The 19132-nt window shown below is 54.8% G+C and carries 17 protein-coding genes; 7 read left to right on the plus strand and 10 right to left on the minus strand.

Annotation, left to right across the window (positions count from 1 at the left end; all coding sequences use genetic code 11):
• Positions 1-218 precede the first annotated feature (218 nt).
• Both acnB and yacL read left to right on the plus strand, forming a co-directional pair.
• Positions 219-2816 carry a bifunctional aconitate hydratase 2/2-methylisocitrate dehydratase gene (acnB, locus tag ACPUC7_RS17190; RefSeq protein WP_343553218.1) on the plus strand — a complete coding sequence of 866 codons (2598 nt, stop codon included), beginning with the start codon at positions 219-221 and terminating at the stop codon, positions 2814-2816.
• Between the two features lie 173 nt (positions 2817-2989).
• A complete protein-coding gene (gene yacL, locus ACPUC7_RS17195) occupies positions 2990-3352 on the plus strand; it encodes a protein YacL (RefSeq protein ID WP_343553219.1) in 363 nt (120 codons plus the stop codon).
• 106 nt (positions 3353-3458) lie between these two features.
• On the opposite strand, the gene ACPUC7_RS17200 is transcribed toward yacL, so the two are convergent.
• From ACPUC7_RS17200 to ACPUC7_RS17215, 4 genes are all read right to left on the minus strand, one after another.
• Positions 3459-4502, minus strand: coding sequence for a cyclase family protein (locus ACPUC7_RS17200; RefSeq protein WP_494923819.1), 1044 nt, complete (start codon positions 4500-4502; stop codon positions 3459-3461).
• Complete coding sequence (locus tag ACPUC7_RS17205) at positions 4499-5836, minus strand: MFS transporter (RefSeq protein WP_494923887.1); 1338 nt, start codon at positions 5834-5836, stop codon at positions 4499-4501. Before ACPUC7_RS17205 ends, ACPUC7_RS17200 begins: the two co-directional genes overlap by 4 nt.
• 72 nt (positions 5837-5908) lie before the next feature.
• The gene (locus ACPUC7_RS17210; RefSeq protein WP_343553222.1) at positions 5909-7228 is read right to left on the minus strand and encodes an MFS transporter; all 1320 of its coding nucleotides are present in this window, start codon (positions 7226-7228) and stop codon (positions 5909-5911) included.
• 39 nt (positions 7229-7267) lie between these two features.
• Positions 7268-8221, minus strand: coding sequence for a phosphoglycerate dehydrogenase (locus ACPUC7_RS17215; RefSeq protein WP_494923820.1), 954 nt, complete (start codon positions 8219-8221; stop codon positions 7268-7270).
• Positions 8222-8286: 65 nt separating this feature from the next.
• Between ACPUC7_RS17215 and ACPUC7_RS17220 the strand changes: the two genes are divergently transcribed.
• Complete coding sequence (locus ACPUC7_RS17220; protein WP_494923821.1) at positions 8287-8430, plus strand: hypothetical protein; 144 nt, start codon at positions 8287-8289, stop codon at positions 8428-8430.
• A gap of 42 nt (positions 8431-8472) precedes the next feature.
• Here the strand turns inward: ACPUC7_RS17220 and ACPUC7_RS17225 are convergent, their stop codons facing one another.
• Both ACPUC7_RS17225 and ACPUC7_RS17230 read right to left on the minus strand, forming a co-directional pair.
• Positions 8473-9357, minus strand: coding sequence for a dihydrodipicolinate synthase family protein (locus ACPUC7_RS17225; protein WP_494923822.1), 885 nt, complete (start codon positions 9355-9357; stop codon positions 8473-8475).
• Positions 9358-9374: 17 nt separating this feature from the next.
• Positions 9375-10523, minus strand: a complete 1149-nt coding sequence (locus ACPUC7_RS17230) for an iron-containing alcohol dehydrogenase (RefSeq protein ID WP_494923823.1) — start codon at positions 10521-10523, stop codon at positions 9375-9377.
• A 188-nt stretch (positions 10524-10711) separates the two neighbouring features.
• Between ACPUC7_RS17230 and dtnK the strand changes: the two genes are divergently transcribed.
• Genes dtnK through ACPUC7_RS17245 form a run of 3 tightly spaced genes read left to right on the plus strand, consistent with a single transcriptional unit; the run spans position 10712 to position 13724 of the window.
• The gene (dtnK, locus tag ACPUC7_RS17235) at positions 10712-11983 is read left to right on the plus strand and encodes a D-threonate kinase (protein ID WP_494923824.1); all 1272 of its coding nucleotides are present in this window, start codon (positions 10712-10714) and stop codon (positions 11981-11983) included.
• Entirely contained in the window at positions 11976-12956 is a 981-nt protein-coding gene (locus ACPUC7_RS17240; RefSeq protein ID WP_494923825.1) for a D-threonate 4-phosphate dehydrogenase, read from the plus strand. The genes dtnK and ACPUC7_RS17240 overlap by 8 nt, the downstream gene beginning before the upstream one ends.
• 6 nt (positions 12957-12962) lie before the next feature.
• A complete protein-coding gene (locus ACPUC7_RS17245; RefSeq protein WP_343553228.1) occupies positions 12963-13724 on the plus strand; it encodes a DeoR/GlpR family DNA-binding transcription regulator in 762 nt (253 codons plus the stop codon).
• 81 nt (positions 13725-13805) lie between these two features.
• Here the strand turns inward: ACPUC7_RS17245 and speD are convergent, their stop codons facing one another.
• From speD to ACPUC7_RS17260, 3 genes are all read right to left on the minus strand, one after another.
• A complete protein-coding gene (speD, locus tag ACPUC7_RS17250; RefSeq protein WP_343553230.1) occupies positions 13806-14615 on the minus strand; it encodes an adenosylmethionine decarboxylase in 810 nt (269 codons plus the stop codon).
• Between the two features lie 5 nt (positions 14616-14620).
• Positions 14621-15484, minus strand: coding sequence for a polyamine aminopropyltransferase (speE, locus tag ACPUC7_RS17255; RefSeq protein ID WP_494923826.1), 864 nt, complete (start codon positions 15482-15484; stop codon positions 14621-14623).
• A 105-nt stretch (positions 15485-15589) separates the two neighbouring features.
• The gene (locus ACPUC7_RS17260; RefSeq protein ID WP_007888732.1) at positions 15590-15937 is read right to left on the minus strand and encodes a YacC family pilotin-like protein; all 348 of its coding nucleotides are present in this window, start codon (positions 15935-15937) and stop codon (positions 15590-15592) included.
• Positions 15938-16114: 177 nt separating this feature from the next.
• On the opposite strand from ACPUC7_RS17260, the gene cueO reads away from it, so the two are divergent.
• Complete coding sequence (gene cueO, locus ACPUC7_RS17265) at positions 16115-17704, plus strand: multicopper oxidase CueO (protein WP_494923827.1); 1590 nt, start codon at positions 16115-16117, stop codon at positions 17702-17704.
• Here the strand turns inward: cueO and ACPUC7_RS17270 are convergent.
• Complete coding sequence (locus ACPUC7_RS17270) at positions 17697-18986, minus strand: cystathionine gamma-synthase family protein (protein ID WP_494923828.1); 1290 nt, start codon at positions 18984-18986, stop codon at positions 17697-17699. The two genes, cueO and ACPUC7_RS17270, sit on opposite strands and share 8 nt — an antisense overlap.
• Positions 18987-19132: the final 146 nt, after the last annotated feature.

Consider the following 19132-nt stretch of genomic DNA (forward strand, 5'->3'; position numbering starts at 1 on the left):
AACAAGCAGGCTGAATCGGCCTGCTTTTTTATGTGACGCAGCTCATAAGCCAGTGAAAGCTGCTAAAAATCGCGCGGATGTTGCTTTTTTGTAAACGGATTAACAATCAGCCGAAATGCTGCTATGCTGCCCCACGCGGAACCGGGCACCTCACCCTACTGTTTGACAGCATCAAGGGGTGTACCGGAAAGCTATACAATGAGAGCGAGGAGAACGTCGTGCTAGAAGAATACCGTAAGCACGTTGCCGAGCGTGCTGCCCAGGGAATCGTACCTAAGCCGTTAGATGCTTCCCAGATGGCCGCGCTGGTTGAACTGCTAAAAAACCCGCCAGCGGGTGAAGAAGAATTCCTTACCGACCTGTTGGTCAATCGTGTTCCACCAGGTGTTGATGAAGCGGCTTACGTAAAAGCCGGTTTCCTGGCAGCTGTCACTAAGGGCGAAGCCCACTCTCCTCTGGTTACTCGCGAAAAAGCCGTTGAGCTGCTGGGCACCATGCAGGGCGGATATAACATCCACGCGTTGATTGAAGCGCTTGATGATGAAGCCTTAGCCCCAATTGCCGCTGAAGCCCTGTCTCACACGCTGCTGATGTTCGATAACTTCTACGATGTCGAAGAGAAATCAAAAGCGGGTAACCCACACGCGAAAAAAATCATCCAGTCCTGGGCCGATGCCGAATGGTTCCTGAAACGTCCAAAACTGGCTGAAAAAATCACCACCACCGTGTTCAAAGTGACCGGCGAAACCAACACCGACGACCTCTCTCCGGCGCCGGATGCATGGTCACGTCCGGATATTCCACTGCACGCGTTGGCGATGCTGAAAAACGCCCGTGAAGGCATCGAACCCGACGATGCTGGTAACATTGGCCCGATCAAACAGATCGAAGCACTGCAACAAAAAGGCTTCCCGCTGACTTACGTCGGTGACGTAGTCGGAACCGGTTCTTCACGTAAATCTGCCACCAACTCGGTGCTGTGGTTTATGGGCGATGACATTCCATACGTGCCAAACAAAAAGGGCGGCGGTTTGTGCCTGGGCGGTAAAATCGCGCCGATCTTCTTCAACACCATGGAAGATGCTGGCGCACTGCCAATCGAGCTGGATGTTGATCGTCTGAACATGGGCGATGTGATCGACGTTTACCCGTACAAAGGCGAAGTGCGTAATCACGAAACTGATGAAGTACTGGCGACCTTCGAACTGAAAACCGACGTGCTGTTGGATGAAGTGCGGGCGGGCGGTCGTATTCCACTGATCATCGGCCGTGGCTTGACCACCAAAGCGCGCGAATCGCTGGGTCTGCCGCACAGCGATGTGTTCGTGCAAGCCAAAGACGTCGCAGCCAGCAGCCGTGGTTATTCACTGGCGCAGAAAATGGTTGGTCGCGCGTGCGGCGTAGAAGGTGTCCGTCCGGGCGCTTACTGCGAACCGAAAATGACCTCGGTTGGTTCTCAGGATACCACCGGTCCAATGACCCGCGATGAACTGAAAGACCTGGCGTGCTTGGGCTTCTCGGCCGATCTGGTGATGCAGTCATTCTGTCACACCGCGGCGTATCCAAAGCCGGTTGACGTGACCACCCATCACACGCTGCCTGACTTCATCATGAACCGTGGCGGCGTTTCGCTGCGTCCGGGCGATGGCGTTATTCACAGCTGGCTGAACCGCATGCTGCTGCCGGATACCGTGGGTACTGGCGGTGACTCGCACACCCGTTTCCCAATCGGTATTTCGTTCCCGGCGGGTTCGGGTCTGGTCGCCTTTGCTGCTGCGACTGGCGTTATGCCGTTGGATATGCCGGAATCAGTGCTGGTGCGCTTCAAAGGCGAAATGCAGCCGGGCATCACACTGCGCGATCTGGTGCACGCAATTCCGCTGTACGCCATCAAAGCTGGCCTGCTGACCGTTGAGAAGAAAGGTAAGAAAAACATCTTCTCTGGCCGCGTGCTGGAAATTGAAGGTCTGCCGAAACTGAAAGTTGAGCAGGCGTTCGAACTGACCGATGCCTCTGCTGAGCGTTCTGCTGCCGGTTGTACCATCAAACTGGATAAAGAGCCGATCATCGAGTATCTCAACTCGAACATCGTGCTGCTGAAGTGGATGATCTCGGAAGGCTACGGCGATCGTCGTACGCTGGAACGTCGTATTCAGGGCATGGAAAAATGGCTGGCCGATCCGCAACTGCTGGAAGGCGATGCGGACGCGGAGTACGCGGCGGTGATCGATATCGATCTGGCAGAAATCAAAGAGCCAATTCTTTGTGCACCGAACGATCCAGACGACGCGCGTTGGTTGTCTGACGTGCAGGGCGAGAAGATCGACGAAGTGTTCATCGGTTCGTGCATGACCAACATTGGTCACTTCCGTGCGGCCGGTAAATTGCTGGATGCGCATAAAGGTCAGTTGCCAACCCGCTTGTGGGTTGCGCCACCAACCAAAATGGATGCCGCACAGTTGACCGAAGAAGGCTATTACAGCGTCTTTGGTAAGAGCGGTGCGCGTATCGAGATTCCGGGCTGTTCACTGTGCATGGGTAACCAGGCGCGTGTGGCAGATGGCGCGACGGTCGTTTCTACCTCAACCCGTAACTTCCCGAACCGTCTTGGTACCGGCGCCAACGTCTTCCTGGCATCAGCAGAGCTGGCGGCGGTGGCTTCGCTGTTGGGCAAACTGCCAACGCCGGACGAGTATCAGCAGTTCATGTTGCAGGTAGATAAGACCGCGGCAGACACTTACCGTTACCTTAACTTTGATCAGCTGGGTCAATACACTGACAAAGCGGATACGGTGATCTTCCAGACCGCTGTTTAATCGGCGCGAGGAATGAGAAAAAGGGGCGATGCGAATCGTCCCTTTTTTTATGCGCTTTTTTCAGCACGCATCTCCAGGCATAATGCGAGCGCGATCCCACTTTAATCAGCGTGCAGCGCACAAAATGCACGAAGACGCTGCCAAACGGCGCGTTATCAGTAAGAGGCAAACTCATGGAGTATGAATTTTTGCGTGATTTGACCGGTCAGGTCAAAGTGCGTATGTCGATGGACCACGAAGCGGTGGGGCACTGGTTCAACGAAGAAGTGGCCGATAATCTGGCCCTGCTGGATGAAGTGGAAGCCGCCGCGCAGCAGGTGAAAGGCACCATTAATCAGTGGCAGCGTGTTGGACATGAATACACGCTGTGGATGGATGAGGAAGAGGTAATGATCCGCGCCAATCAGCTGGCGTTGGAGGATGACGGCATCGAAGAAGGCATGACTTACTACGATGAAGAGAGCCTGTCGTTTTGTGGCGTCGACGATTTTCTCGCGGTGATTGCCGCCTATCGCCAATTCCTCGCTGGGAAATAACGTTACTTGCGCTGTGAGGTCACCATAAATGGCGACCCTACAACGGATTGGCATGCTTTTCGTAAGGTCGCCATTTATGGTGACCTGGTTAATTTCCGCACATTGACTAAACTGTCGCCACCGGCGTGGTCGGTGATCCTACCGCACCCGGCAAACGCAATGGTGGCGCGGTCAGCAGGAAAGCATGGCGCTGATGCTGCGCCAGCCAATCCGCCAGCGGACTCAGCAACATCAGCTCACCCAAATACACGCCCAACCTAAACAAACACAAATCATGCAACGGATGCGACGGATAAAAATCATCGTTAAGCGGACGCGCTGGTAACATCTCCACCGCCGGATTATCGGCCAGTAACGCCACCACGCCGCTTTCGACTATCCAGTCGCGCAATTGGCGATCGCTGCCATCCAGACCAGCAAAATGGCTGTTCAAAAAGGTCATATCCGGCTCGCCATTCATCGCCAGAATCGCTTCATCCATGCCGGTGCGGAAGCAGACGAAATCGCCTGGTCGCACCTCAATGTTATCGGCGCGCAAAATCTGTTGCAGATGCTGGTAGCCAAAAGCAAAGCGCTCGCTGCCAAAGTGGCGTTTGATATCAATCATCACCGCGCGGCCCTGCATGCCGTGCGCCGCCATATGCTCAATGCCCAATGCTTTCGCGCCGAGATGTGTGCCGTGATCGCAGCCACAGCCGCCGCGATAATCGGTTTCGCCGACGATATCCACATTGGCTTTGTAGCCGTTATAAAACACCATTTCCGGCTCGCCGTTATCATTGACGTCAAACCATTGCCCCATATGCGCCAAACTGTCCCACTGCGTCGAATATTGCAGCGCCAGCGTGACGCTATCGTCGCAAATCACATCCGTCAAAAGGGGATTATCGCGCGACAGCGGATAGGTCATATTGGCGTGCTCGCCGCGCCGCGTGGCATTCAACTGTGGCGGCGGGCGACGAGGATTCATCGCCGTGCCGCCCGGCAAATCCAGCGGCAAACTCAGGCAAAAGGTTTCGCCAGTTTGCACTTCCTTGATGCCTTCCAGCACTTTAGCGGCGGTAAGCAGATTGAGCCGACCTAACTGATCGTCCGGGCCGAAATCGCCCCACGTCGATTGCTCTGGCCGCTTTTTCCAGCGCGTATTCATACTTCTCTCCTTAAGGTGCCTTCCAGCGCCGCGTTACTCTCTGCGCCCATCGGCTGCACGCGTGGCAACCAGAAGGCGTAAATCAGTGCGCCGACCACGCCAATCACACCCGCGATTTCCAGCGGAATCACGAACGAATGGGTGAATTGCATCAACACGCCAATCAAAATCGGCGAAATGATACCGGCGAGATTCGCCGCCATGTTCTGAATACCACCGATGGTGGCGACGTTGGCACGATTCGGTGCCACATCGGAAGGCAGCGCCCACAATGCTGCCGAAGCAAAGGTAGCAGCGAAGTTGGCAAAACACAGCGCGGTTAATGCCAGCCCAACGGTCGGTGAAAAGGCGGCTAAACCAATGGTCGCGCTACCCAGCATGCCGCCAACCAGCGGAATCTTACGTGCCACGCTCAACGAATAACCGCGGCGCACCAAGAAATCCGATAACAATCCGCCACACCAGCCGCCAACAATCGCCGCAATGCCCGGCAGCATGCCGAGTAGGCCGAATTTCATCAGCGAGAGATGAAACGTTTCCACCAAATAGGTCGGGAACCAGGTGAAGAAGAAGTAGGAAACGAAGTTGATGCAGAAGAAACCGGCCATCATCGCCTGCACAGTACGTTGCCCCAGCAGCTGGCGCACACTCATCGGCTCGCCCGTTTGCGGATCCTGATTAGCTTCGATAAATTCGATTTCTTCCTGCGTTACGGATTTGTGCTCACGCGGATCGCGATACCACAGATACCAAGCCAGCGCCCACACCATCGCAACCACGCCGGAGAGCACGAAAGTCATGCGCCAGCCGACTAAGGCAATCAAGAAAGAAATGATCGGGATCGCCAACGTGCCGCCGATTTTGCTGCCGTTATTAAAGGTCGCGGCGGCGAAGCTGCGTTCCTGACGCGGAAACCAACGCGTTACGGTGGAGGAACTGGCAGGATAGCTTGGCGCCTCTACGGCGCCCAGCACAAAGCGGAAGCCCACCAGCGCGGCAATCGAGCTGGCAAGGCCGCACGCTGCGGTGGCTAAACCCCAGCCAAGGCTGCTGAGCGCAAAAGTGATGCGCGGGCCGAGCTTATCCACCAACCAGCCGCCGGGCAGCTGAAACAGTACATAGCTCCAGAAGAACGCCGAGAGCAGCAAGCCGCTGTCGGTGGGCGAGAAGTGCAGTTCCTGGCTCATAAACGGCATCGCCACACTCATGGCCGCGCGATCGATGTAGTTGATGGCGATGCCGACTGACAGCACCGTTAGAATGACGAAACGAAATTTCCCTTTCGCTTTACTTGCCGAAATTGCAGCAGGTGATCCATTGGAATTCAGCGACATCATCGCCTCCAATTGTTTTTTATGTTTTGTAGGGGAAACGCCGCATCGGAATGATGCGGCGGGGTTTCACGCTTACGCGCGACTTACAACGGAATGCGTATGCTGCATCTGTTCCTCATCGACGATGGGTTCTACTTTCCCCATCAGGAACAGATAGTTAAGGATACCAATCACCACCAATACGGCCGAGAACACCAGCGCCCAGGTAAAGTGGCCAGTGGCACCGACAATCGCGCCGGTAATGATGGGACCGACTGCGCCCCCCATATTCGACACGGTATTTTGCAGGCCAGCGACAATTGACACGCTGTTTTGCGGTGCCACATCGCCCGGCAGCGCCCACACTTGCGATGCTGCAACGGTGGTACCGGATTTGGCGATACACAGCAGCAGCACGGTCATGAACACCGAATCGGTGAACGGTGCAAAGCCGATACACAACGCCATCAGCAGGCCGATAGTCAGGAACAGTTTGCGCGTGGCGGTCAGCGACAGCACTTTGTTATGCACCATACGATCCGAGGCCCAACCGGCCAGCACTTCAATCACCATGCCACAAATCAGCGGTAGCGCGGCCACCATGCCCATTTTCAGGAAATCCATGCCTTTATCTTTCACCAGATAGGTCGGCAGCCAGGTGATAAAGAAGTAAGAGGTGTAGTTGATGGTGAAGAAACCGATGCACATCGCCCAGATGTTGCGATAGCGCAGCAGCTTGTACCATTTCATCGGACGCACGCTTTTATCGCCGTGTTTCTGCGCCTGACCGTCACGGATAAAGCGCACTTCATCGGTACTGATCGATTTATGATCTTCTGGGTTTTCCGCGTAGATAAAGTACCAGGCAATCACCCAAAACAGGCCTAGCGCACCGATCGCGAGGAACGTCAGACGCCAGTCAAACATGGCGATCATAAACACGATCAGCGGCATGGCGACCGCACCGCCGAATTTGGAGGCGCTATCAAACAGGCCAGAAACCGTGGCGCGTTCGCGGTCCGGGAACCAGCGCGCAGTGATACCGGCGTTGCTCGGATAAGCTGCCGCTTCGCCGACGCCCAGCGCTAGACGCAGCGCCAACAGCGATTTAAAGCCGGTCGCCAATCCCATCGCCATCGTCGCGATGGACCACCAACCGACCGCAATCCCAAGGCCTTTTTTCTGGCCGAAGCGATCGGCAAACCAGCCCGCGGGAATCTGCAACAGCGCGTAGGACCAGAAGAACGCCGCCATGATGAAGCCCATCATTTCCGGATTGATATCGAGTTCTTTGATCAAATGCGGTGCCGCCGCCGACAGCACGGTACGGTCAATGTAGTTAATGGCGATCGCCAGCCACATCAGGCCAGCAATCCACCAACGGATACGGGTAGAGCGTAAGGTGTTCTGCATAATTTTATTTTCACCTTTCTATTTTGTAGGGATGGCAGGTTATTCCAGCCCGTTCATGACGTTAACCGGGCGTTGGCTCTGCTTGATGCACTGCACAATTTGCGTCACGCAACGTTCGCCAATGGCGCTGATTGCGCCGTCGGTATACCCAGCGATATGCGAAGTAGGAATAAAGTTGCTCAGCGTGAACAGCGGATGTTCATTCAGTGGTTCTTGCTCAAACACATCGGCAGCAGCACCGGCAATCACGTTATCCAGCAGCGCCTGATACAGATCCTGTTCGTTGACGACGCCGCCGCGTGAGGCGTTGATCAGGAAGGCGCTTTTTTTCATCTGTTTGATACGCGCAGCATCAAACAGATTGCGGGTTTTATCCGTCAGCGGTTTATGCAAGGTAATGAAGTCACTGCTTTCAGTCAGTTGATCCAGCGTGACAAACTCAATGCCGTGTTCGGCGGCAAAGGCTTCATCGGGATAGAAATCAAAGGCGATGACGCGCATGTTGAAGCCTTTAGCGCGCAACGCCACTTGCTTGCCGATGTTACCCAAGCCGATGATGCCCAGTGTTTTGCCGTACACATCGGTGGCAAAAATACGCGGCCAGTTACCGGCGCGGGTTTCAATGGCGGCCTGAGTGATTTGGCGCGCGCTATTGAGGATTAAGGCGAAAGCGAAATCCGCCACCGCATGTTTATTGGCATCCGGCACGTTGGTGACATAAATGCCGCGCGCACGTGTGGCATCCAAATTGATGTTGTCGACGCCCACGCCATGCTTACAGACGATTTTTAACTGCGGCGCTTTGTTCAGCAGTTCTTCATTGACGTCGGTGAAGGCGACGATCATTGCCACGGTTTCAGCCAGATGCGGTTCCAGCGCGCTGAGCGGCGCATCGGCCGGTAGCGTAATCAGTTCAAAACCGTGCTGTTGCAGCACATTGACCGGTGCCGCGTCGTATTTGGCGAATGACGGCGAAGTACAGATGACTTTCATGATTCTTCCCGATATTGAAATAAGAACAAATGAATAGGCGCGTGCATCACGCCAGGTCACCATAAATGGCGACCCTACAAAACCGCATTCATATGCGCGTTCGCACCCGCATTCATGTGCGCGTTCGCACCCGCATTCATATGCGCGTTCGTACCCGCATTCATATGCGCGTTCGTACCCGCATTCATGTGCGCATTCGTACGCCGTAGGGCCGCCATTTATGGTGACCAAACCGGCAGCGCACATGCCGATTACTGCAAATACTGGTTCACAATCTGGCGGATCTTCTGCTCTTCTTCAGCCGTAAAACTCACCGCATAACGGCTGTTACCGACATCCGAACCCAGCAGTGAAACGGCTTTCTTCACCGTCGCTGGCGGGAAACCGACGCTATACAGATCGGTACGCAGGCCAGTGATGTTCTCCTGCGCTTGACGTGATCCTTCAATATCACCCGCATGGAAATGCGCCCAAATGGCGTTGATCTCTTTCGGTGCCACATTGGCGAGACCGGAAATGCAGGCGCTGCAACCCTCAACAAACCCCTGGTGAATCAGCGAATCGGGCCCGGTCAGCACGTTGAAGTTTTCCATGCCTGCGGCAGCTTTGAGAAAACCGCTCAGGCTTTCGTAGCTACCCGCGCTGTCTTTAATGCCAATGATGTTCGGATGTGACGCCAGCGTGCGCACGGTTTCCGGTTGCAGTGTGTTGCCGGTACGCGCCGGAATGTTATAAAGGAACAGCGGTACGTCGATGGCATCGGCCACCGCGCGATAGTGCGCAATCAACTCTTCCTGCTTGAGTGGCACGAAATAGGGCGTGATCACCGAAACTGCATCCACCCCGAGTTTCGCCACTTGCTGACCCAGGCGAATGGTTTCACGCGTGGAAATCTCACCAATGTGCGCCACCACCGGTGCGCTGCCGTTCACTTCATCGACGCAGGTTTCCGTCACCGCCAGTTTCTCCTGCTCGTTCAGCACGAAGAATTCACCGTTGGTGCCGCCGCAGAAGATGCCGTTGCCCGCCGCCAACTGACGCTTAATCTGCTCGCGTTGTGTAACCGGATTGAACGCACCGTCGCGATCAAAGGTGGTGACGATAGCGGTTAATACGCCCTGAATTTTTTTGCTCATGATGTCCTCGATAATCCTTAGTGATTCAAAGCCGGAAACAGCGTCAGGTAGACGTCGCGCACGTCATTGGCGCTGACTTTCATCGGCACATTCTTCATCAGGCGCTGCACGTCGAGCGCGGCTTCCACCAAATACGGCAGATGATCCGGGCCGATGCCCAACTCTTCCAGGCTGGCAGGCAGCTTCAAACGTTGTACCAGCGCGGCGAAATACTCGACCAGCGCGTGGGATTTCGCTTCTTCATCCAGCGAGGTATCGGCATCAGGCAGCAGATCGTAAGCCTGAGCGAATTTACTCACCGCCGCAGGACGCACAAAGCGCATGCACGGTGCCAGCAGAATGGCATTCGCCACGCCGTGTGGCAGATGATATTTACCGCCCAGCGGATAAGACATGGCGTGCACCAGATGCGTACCGGCATGCGCAATCGACGCGCCGCCATAATAAGACGCCCACAGCATATTCAGGCGCGCCTCAAGATTACCCGGCTCTGCGAGGGTTTTTTCCAGGCTGGCAAACAGCTTTTTCATACCGATCAAGGCATAGTTGTCGCTGACTGGATTCGACACGGTGGCAGTGAAACACTCGATCAAATGGCACAGCGCATCGATGCCGGTTGAAGAGGCGATGTGCGGTGGCATGCTGGTGGTCAGCTCCGGTATCAGCGCTACATAATCGGGCAGCATCACCGGCGTAATAATGCCGACTTTGGTCTCTTTCTCAGGGATCGCCAGGATCGCATTCGGTGTGGCTTCTGAACCGGTACCTGCAGTCGTCGGGATCAGCAGCGAGGTGGTGCGCGTTTGCGGCTTCTCACCGGCCAGCAGCGCATCCAGGCTTGGCGCGCCATTCACGCACAGAATAGAGAGCAGCTTGGCGACATCCAGCACGCTGCCGCCGCCGACGCCAATCACCAAATCCACCTCGGTGCTCGGCAGCGCCGCGACAATTGCTGCCACATCGTGCTGGCTTGGCTCTGGCGGCACCGTGTTGACGATGCTCAGGCTGCTAATCTGCTGCTGCAACTGCGTAATCAGCGCCTTTACCGCCGGAATGCCTTCAATATTCTTATCGGTTACCAGCAACGCTTTTTCTTTGCCTTGCAGTAAATAGCTGAGGTCATTCAGCGCCTGAAAGCCACTGATCACGGTGCTATTGATATTCATCTCTTACCCTTATCGCGGTTTTTTCGTACTGAATGATTAATTTTGCTCAAAACAGTGCGAGGTCTGTCACTACAGTGGCTAAATTTATAGGACAAATTGATTTCAATTAATTTGATCTTGCTCACATATAATCAATCATGATTGAATATAATCATCACATCGCGGCAACAGCCGATCGAGGAGAGAGAATGACTTCACAGCCATGGAAAACGCCAGTGTTGGTGATTGCCGATGATTTTACCGGTGCCAATGACCCGGGCAGTGGGCTGGCGCGAGCCGGGGCGCGCGTGCATGTGCTGTTTGATAGTGCTACGCCTCACGACGCCACTGCGGCAGATGTACTGGTGATCAGCACCGACAGCCGCGCGGTTGATAGCGCAGAAGCGGCACGCCGCACCCGCGCCGCAGTACAGCAGCATCAGGCGATTGCTAACGATGGTTGGTTATTCAAGAAGATCGATTCCACATTGCGCGGTAATCCCGGCGCGGAAATCGAGGCGGCGATGCAGGCCAGCGGCAAGCATTTAGCCTTGGTACTGCCCGCTGTACCCAAGTTAGGACGCACCACACACAACGGTGAAGTGTGGATCAATCAGCAGCGTCTGACCGAAACCGAGTTTGCCAGCGATCCGAAAACGCCGGTTACCAGCAGTCATGTCCTGACGCGGTTGCACATGCAGAGCGCGTTGCCAGGTGAAACGCTTGATCTCTCCATCGTACGCAGTGAGCAACTGGCGCAGGTGCTGGCAACTAAACAGGGTTTGCTGGTGGTGGATGCCGAGCATGACGCCGACATCGGCTTAGTGATGGCCGCTGCCGCCACGCTGGAAACCCGTCCGCTGTTAGCGGGGGCGTCCGGTTTGAGCGATGCGCTGGGCGAATTACTAGCAGCCAAGGTGGCGCGTCCGGTGCTGGCGGTGGTTGGCTCGATGAGCGCCATCGCGCAGCAGCAGATTACGCGTCTCGCCAGCCAGCGTGATATCCGCGTTATCGATATTGATATCCGCCAGCTGTTTGCCGAACCGGCCTGGCCGCATCAGGACAATTGGGCACAGGCGATGCAGCAAGCGTTGCACGATGGCGCACATTGCGTGGTGCGTACCACGCAACATGCCGATCAGCGCCATGAAATCGATCGGCTTTGCCTCACGCATCAAGTGTCACGTCAGGCATTGGGCGAGCAGATTTGCCAGTTTCTGGCGCAGTTAACCCGCCGCGTTTGCCAGCAGGTGCAGCCCGCCGGATTGTATCTTTCCGGCGGTGACGTGGCGATTGCCATCGCGCAGGCCTTCGGTGCCAGCGGATTTCAGATTCAGGGCCTGGTGGCTGGCTGCGTGCCGCACGGGGTTCTGCTTAACAGTGAATTACAGTTGCCGGTGATGACCAAAGCAGGTGGCTTTGGCGACGAAAACACCCTGGTAGAAGCCATTCGTTTTATTGAGGAGAAGTCGAGTGAATAAAATTATCGCGATTACCATGGGCGATCCGGCGGGCATAGGCCCAGAGATCATCATCAAATCGCTGGCTGAAGGCGAGTTGGCCGGTGTGCCTGCTGTCGTCGTCGGCTGCGCGAATACGCTGCGTCGGGTGATGGCGTTGAACGTCACGCCGCAAGCCGAATTGCGCGTGTTGGATCAGGTCAAAGATGCCCACTTTGCGCCGGGCATTATCAACGTGATTGATGAACCGCTGGCTGATGCCGACGCGCTGAAGCCGGGCGTGGTGCAGAAAGAAGCGGGCGATCTCGCCTGGCGTTGCGTAAAGCGCGCTACCGAACTGGCGATGGCGGGCGATGTGCAAGCGATAGCGACCGCGCCACTGAATAAAGAAGCGCTGCACTCAGCGGGCCATATTTATCCGGGGCACACCGAGCTGCTGGCTCAGCTGACTAACACCAAGAATTACGCCATGGTGCTGTTTACCGATAAGCTGAAAGTGATTCACGTCACCACGCACATCGCGCTGCGTAAGTTCCTTGATACGCTGAATGGCGATCGTATTCAGACGGTGATCGGCATGGCCGATAGCTTCCTGCGTCGCGTTGGCTTCGACAAACCGCGTATCGCCGTAGCGGGCGTCAATCCACATGCAGGTGAAAACGGTTTGTTTGGCGACGAAGAGATTACAATCGTCGCGCCTGCCATCAAGGTGATGAAAGAGCAGGGCATTGATGTGTATGGCCCGTGCCCGCCGGATACCGTGTTCCTGCAATGCCAGGAAGGGCAGTACGATATGGTGGTGGCGATGTACCACGATCAAGGACACATCCCGCTGAAATTATTGGGCTTTTATGATGGTGTGAATATTACCGCCGGATTGCCATTTATCCGTACTTCAGCGGACCACGGCACCGCGTTTGATATCGCCTGGACAGGAAAAGCGAACTCTGCGAGCATGGCGATCTCCATTAAACTCGCGATGCAGCTTGCATAGGGAAATATGAAGGGACAAAGCCGTCTCGACCAGATTATGGACTATCTGAAGAGCCATAATTTGGTCACTGTTGAACAACTGGTGAGCGCTATTTCGGCCTCGCCGGCCACCATCCGCCGCGATCTGATCAAGCTAGACAAGGAAGGCGTGATTAGCCGCAGTCATGGCGGCGTTACGCTGAATCGCTTTATCCCCACGCAGCCGACGACGCTGGAGAAGATGCAGCGCAATCTGGCAGAAAAGCAGGCGATTGCCCAGTTTGCTGCCAGTTATGTGCAATCCGGCGATGCAGTGGTGTTGGATGCCGGCACCACTATGCTGGAGCTGGCGCGCCAGTTAACCCATCTCAAGCTGCGGGTGATCACCGCCGACCTGCACATTGCGCTGTTTTTGTCCGAGTTTAAGCAAATCGAAACCACCATCATTGGTGGGCGCATCGACGATTCCAGCCAATCGTGCATTGGTGAACATGGACGTCGTTTACTGCGCAGCATCAACCCGGATATTGCGTTTGTGAGCTGCAACTCGTGGAGTATCGAACGCGGCATTACCACGCCAACCGAAGATAAAGCCGGATTGAAGATGGATCTGCTGGCGAATGCGCGCCGTCGCATTTTGCTGGCTGACAGCAGCAAATACGGTTCCTGGTCGTTGTATTGTGCTGCGCCGATCGACAGTTTGACCGATGTGGTGACCGATGCGCGATTGGATGAAGCGGTGTGCCGCGACTTGCGCGAGCGAGGTATTGGGCTGGAGTTAACGGCTTAGCTGATGATTAGGTAGGAACCGCTCGGACTGCTCCCTCTCCCATTTATGGGAGAGGGTTGGGGTGAGGGACAGCCCGCAGCATTACGACATCTTCAAACCGGTCGCGGGAATATTGCGGCCGTAATAAATCTCGCGCATCTCTTTCCACAGCAAATTGGTAATGCGCTTATGTTCTTGCGGGCTGAGTTCTTCCGGCTTGGTGTTGAACAGGTAGTATTTTAGGTCGAACTCTTTCAGCAACATCTTGGTGTGGAAGATATTTTCCTGATAGACGTTTACATCCACCATGTCGTACATCGCCTTCATATCCTCGGACATAAAGTTCTGCACTGAATTGATCTCATGATCGATAAAGTGCTTCACGCCATTTACATCACGGGTAAAACCGCGCACGCGATAATCGATGGTAACGATATCCGATTCCAGCTGGTGAATGAGATAGTTCAGCGCTTTCAGCGGTGAAATCACGCCGCAGGTTGAGACTTCGATATCGGCGCGAAAAGTACATAATCCACCTTCCGGATGACTTTCCGGATAGGTATGCACGCAAATGTGGCTTTTATCGAGGTGCGCCACCACCGAATTCGGCAGCGGGCCAGGGTGTTCGGATTTGTCGATATCCTGCGGATTGATCGGCTCCTCGCTGACCAAAATGGTCACGCTGGCACCTTGTGGTTCATAATCCTGACGCGCGATGTTCAGCACGTTCGCGCCAATAATCGAGCAGGTTTCAGTGAGGATTTCGGTCAGGCGATTGGCGTTATATTGCTCATCAATATAGGCGATATAGCCATCGCGCTCGGCTTCGCTGTTCGCGTAGCAAATATCGTAAATACAAAAACTCAGGCTTTTCGTCAGGTTGTTGAAGCCATGTAGTTTTAGCTTTTGCAATTTCGTCACTCCTTCAACGACAAGGCATCCAGCAGATATTGCGGCAAGGCAAAGCTGCCGGTGTGGATAGCGGGATTATAGTAACGGCAGCGCAATCCAGCGGCGGCAAAGCGCGACTGCAAAGTGGCTGCATCCAGTTGACGCAACACAGTGTTATCGCTGGCCCAGGCAAAGGTCATGATGCCGCCGTAATAGGTGGGAATCGCCGCCTGATAGAAGCTGACGTCAGCAAAATAGTGGCTCAGTTTACGATGGCTATTAATCGCTTCATCTTGTTGCAGGAAGCAGACGCCATTTTGCGCCACAAAAATGCCGCCGGGATTCAGCGCTTGTTTGCAGCCCGCATAGAATTCTGAGGTGAACAGGCTTTCGCCGGGCCCGATCGGATCGGTGCAGTCGGAGATGATCACATCGAAGCGTTCAGTGGTTTGATTGACGAAGTTAACGCCGTCGTCGATGACCAGATTGAGACGCGGATCGTCGTACGCGCCAGCGCTGTGATTCGGCAAATACTCGCGGCAGAAGCTCACCACGCCTGCATCGATTTCCACCATGGTGATGTGCTCGATGGTTTTGTGGCGCGACACTTCACGCAACATTGCGCCATCGCCGCCGCCGATAATCAGCACGCGTTTGGCTGCGCCATGCGCCAGAATCGGCACGTGCGTCATCATTTCGTGATAGATGAATTCATCGCGCTCGGTGGTTTGCACCACGCCATCCAGCGCCATCACCCGACCAAAAGCGGCATTCTCAAAAATCACCAAATCCTGATGGGTGGTTTTGTCACGGTAAAGCTGTTTATCGACGGTGAAATACTGTCCAAATCCATCATGCAGCGTTTCACACCACATTTCTTTTTGCGCCATGATGCGGCTCTCCTCGAATAACATCGATAAGAAAAGGGGAAAAAAGGATAGCGAAAACTGACCGTGGTTGCACGGTCAAATCTTCAGCAGTAAAGCGAGGCGGGGCTATTTGACGTAAGCGAGCAGACTGAGCGAATCACGCGCCAGCGACTTACACTTTTTATCGTTGGTGATGGCGATGCCGCTTAAATCTTTGTAGCTCTCTTCACCCAGCGACTTCATGTTGTAGTTGCTGTAATTGCTTAAATCCCAACGATTTTGTTGGGCGAAAAACACCAGCGCTTTACGAATCTGCGCATCCGGCAAATCCTGATAACCACAATCGTTCTTCAGATAAACGAACACGGCGGTCAAGTCAGCCAGATCTTCTGCTTCGGATTCGCTCAGGGCAAAACTGGTGGAAGAGAAGCCAAGGAGTCCCGCCAACAGCAGGATCTTGATGCTTTTCGTCATAATCATTCTCAACAAGGGACAATTTATTGACGTTAGCACAGATATTGCCGCTATTCCGCTAAATTTGCCCTTTTGGGCCTTTGAGCCGGTTTTTATCAGCGCATTCTGTTTCAGGGCTTGACCCTCCCGCAGGGTAAAGGTTTACGCTGTGCCCCTATTCACGACAAGGATAAGAATATGCAACGTCGTCATTTTCTAAAGTTGACTGCCGCACTCAGCGCCGCAGGCGCATTGCCGCTGTGGAGCCGCTCATTAATGGCCGCCGCACGTCCTTTATTGCCGATTCCCTCTATTTTAGAGCCCGATGCGCGCGGACAATACACGCTCACCGCCATGACCGGCAGCAGCCAATGGAATGGCAAAGCGGTGCCGACTTGGGGCTACAACGGCGGATTGCTTGGACCGGCGCTGCGCTTGCAGCGTGAAAAAGCTGTTACGGTAAATATTCACAATCAACTGCCGGAAGCGACGACGCTGCATTGGCACGGCTTAGAAATTCCCGGTGATGTCGATGGCGGCCCGCAGGGCATTATCGCGCCGGGCGCATCACGTCAGGTGAGTTTCACTCCCGATCAACCGGCGGCGACCTGCTGGTTCCATCCGCATCAACATGGCAAAACCGGTTATCAAGTGGCGCAAGGCCTCGCCGGTTTAGTGCTGTTAGAAGATCAAGCCTCCGGCCAGTTACGTCTGCCGATGCAGTGGGGCGAAGATGATGTGCCGCTGATTTTCCAGGACAAACAGTTAAATAAAGCCGGTACGCAAATCGATTATCAGTTGGATGTGATGCGCGCCGCCGTCGGCTGGTTTGGCGACATGATGCTGACCAATGGCGTGCAATATCCGCAACATGCGGTGCCGCGTGGCTGGCTGCGTTTGCGTTTGCTGAATGGTTGTAATGCGCGCTCGCTGCACATCGCCACCAGCGACAAACGCCCGTTGTATGTGATTGCCAGCGATGGTGGTTTGCTGGGCGAACCGGTAAAAGTCGATAGTTTGCCGCTGCTGCCGGGCGAGCGTTTTGAAGTGTTGGTCGATACCTCGGACGGTAAAGCCTTTGATGTGATCACGTTGCCGGTGACGCAAATGGGCATGACGCTAGCGCCGTTCGATCAGCCGCTGCCGCTGGTCAATATTCTGCCGCTGCGCGTGATGGCCAGCGGTTCGTTGCCGGACAAGCTGGTGGATCTGCCGCCAATCCCGTCCACCGATGGGCTACAAAGCCGTTGGCTGCAACTGATGATGGATCCGCAACTCGATCAACAAGGTATGCAGGCATTGATGGATCGTTACGGTCATAAAGCCATGGGCGACATGAAAATGGATCATGGCAACATGGACATGAGCAACAGCGACAAGCCGATGGATCATGGCAATATGGCGATGGATCACAGCAGTCACGGCAAAACCGCCGCCTACGATTTCCACAACGGCAACAAGATCAACGGCCAGGCTTTCGATATGACCAAGCCCGCGTTCAACGCCGAATTGGGCAAGCTCGAAAAGTGGACCATTTCCGGCGAAGGCGATGCGATGTTGCATCCGTTCCACATCCATGGCACACAATTCCGCATCCTGTCAGAAAATGGCAAGCCTCCAGCGCCGCACCGCGCTGGCTGGAAAGACATGGTCAGCGTCAACGGCTGGCGCAGCGAAGTGCTGGTGCGTTTTAACTATGTCGCTAACGCGGACAACGCCTATATGGCGCATTGCCATCTGCTGGAACATGAAGATACCGGCATGATGTTGGGCTTTACCGTTAGCTAAGCGCCGCTTCGAACGCCAAACGAATATCCTCAATCAAATCGTCTGGATGTTCGATACCAATCGACAAGCGTACGGTGGCATCGCTGATACCAATACGCTGGCGCACTTCTTGCGCCACGCCGGAATGGGTGGTGCTGGCAGGATGGCTGGCCAGCGATTCGGTGCCGCCAAGACTGACCGCCAGTTTGAACAGCGCCAAAGTGTTGAGAAAACGAAACGCCGCAGGCTGCCCACCTTTGATATCAAATGAGAAGGTCGAACCCGCTCCGCTGCACTGGCGCTGATAGGTTTTTCCGGCAGCGCTTTTGCCATCCAAATACGGCAGCCAATGCAGTTTTTCCACCTGTGGATGATCGCGCAAAAACGCCGCGACGTGTTCCGCATTGCTGGCCGCCTTTTCCATGCGCAGCGACAACGTTTCCAGCGAGCGGCCAATCATCCAACTGGAGTGCGGATCAAGTTGTGTGCCGATGGCGCTACGTAATGATCTCACTTTGCCGACCATCGCTTTACTGCCCAGTACTGCTCCCGCAATCAGATCCGAATGGCCACCAACGTACTTGGTCAGCGAATAAAGTGATAAATCGGCGCCGTGCTGCAATGGCTTTTGGAATAGCGGGCCGAGCAGCGTGTTATCACAGGCGAGAATCGGGCGCGAACCTTGCTGTTGCGCAATCACTTCTGCGACTTGCTGCATCAATTTGATGTCCACCAAACTGTTGGTGGGATTAGCCGGTGTCTCAATCAAAATAAGCGCCACGCGCCCGCGCTGCCATGCCAGTTTTGCCGCTTCGTAAACCTTGTCTTCGTCGGTGCCATCGCTGAATCCCACGGCTTTGATCTCTAAATCATGCAGCGTTTTGCTCAACAACGTCTCGGTGCCGCCGTATAACGGTTGGGAGTGCAGAATCACTTCGCCCGGACGTGCAAACGTCAGCAGCGTGGTGGCAATTGCTGACATGCCGGATGAGAACAGCGCGGCGCTTTCCGCACCCTCATATACCGCCAGCCGATCCTCAACGATTTCGCTATTGGGGTGATTGAAACGCGAATAAACCAGCCCGCCGCTTTTGCCTTCTGGCGGCTGCTTGCGTCCGGCAACAAAGTCGAAAAAGTCCTGTCCCTCTTCGGCGCTGTTAAACACAAACGTAGAGGTCAGAAACACCGGCGGTTTTACCGCGCCTTCCGACAATTGCGGATCGTAACCGTAATTAAGCATCTGTGTTTCGGGATGCAAATCGCGTGTACCTATCTGGGTTTTTTTACTGGATGAAGCAGTCATAGCAACTCCCACTCTCAGCGGTGAACAGGCGGACTCGTTTCTACAGTTAAATCCAGCGTCACGTATTCCGCCACGACGGCGTTGAGGTTCTGTGCGACACATTCCGCGTTTAGGGAATTTTTCGCTGGATGCAGCAGATGAAGTAA

Source organism: Pantoea sp. CFCC18179 (assembly GCF_059412405.1).

Excerpts from the sequence above, each read along its gene's own strand:
- yacL (WP_343553219.1), top strand. The coding sequence starts at position 2,990 with ATGGAGTATGAATTTTTGCGTGATTTGACCGGTCAGGTCAAAGTGCGT.
- ACPUC7_RS17200 (WP_494923819.1), bottom strand. The coding sequence starts at position 4,502 with ATGAATACGCGCTGGAAAAAGCGGCCAGAGCAATCGACGTGGGGCGAT.
- ACPUC7_RS17205 (WP_494923887.1), bottom strand. The coding sequence starts at position 5,836 with ATGTCGCTGAATTCCAATGGATCACCTGCTGCAATTTCGGCAAGTAAA.
- ACPUC7_RS17210 (WP_343553222.1), bottom strand. The coding sequence starts at position 7,228 with ATGCAGAACACCTTACGCTCTACCCGTATCCGTTGGTGGATTGCTGGC.
- ACPUC7_RS17215 (WP_494923820.1), bottom strand. The coding sequence starts at position 8,221 with ATGAAAGTCATCTGTACTTCGCCGTCATTCGCCAAATACGACGCGGCA.
- ACPUC7_RS17220 (WP_494923821.1), top strand. The coding sequence starts at position 8,287 with ATGGCGACCCTACAAAACCGCATTCATATGCGCGTTCGCACCCGCATT.
- ACPUC7_RS17225 (WP_494923822.1), bottom strand. The coding sequence starts at position 9,357 with ATGAGCAAAAAAATTCAGGGCGTATTAACCGCTATCGTCACCACCTTT.
- ACPUC7_RS17230 (WP_494923823.1), bottom strand. The coding sequence starts at position 10,523 with ATGAATATCAATAGCACCGTGATCAGTGGCTTTCAGGCGCTGAATGAC.
- dtnK (WP_494923824.1), top strand. The coding sequence starts at position 10,712 with ATGACTTCACAGCCATGGAAAACGCCAGTGTTGGTGATTGCCGATGAT.
- ACPUC7_RS17245 (WP_343553228.1), top strand. The coding sequence starts at position 12,963 with ATGAAGGGACAAAGCCGTCTCGACCAGATTATGGACTATCTGAAGAGC.
- speE (WP_494923826.1), bottom strand. The coding sequence starts at position 15,484 with ATGGCGCAAAAAGAAATGTGGTGTGAAACGCTGCATGATGGATTTGGA.
- ACPUC7_RS17260 (WP_007888732.1), bottom strand. The coding sequence starts at position 15,937 with ATGACGAAAAGCATCAAGATCCTGCTGTTGGCGGGACTCCTTGGCTTC.
- cueO (WP_494923827.1), top strand. The coding sequence starts at position 16,115 with ATGCAACGTCGTCATTTTCTAAAGTTGACTGCCGCACTCAGCGCCGCA.
- ACPUC7_RS17270 (WP_494923828.1), bottom strand. The coding sequence starts at position 18,986 with ATGACTGCTTCATCCAGTAAAAAAACCCAGATAGGTACACGCGATTTG.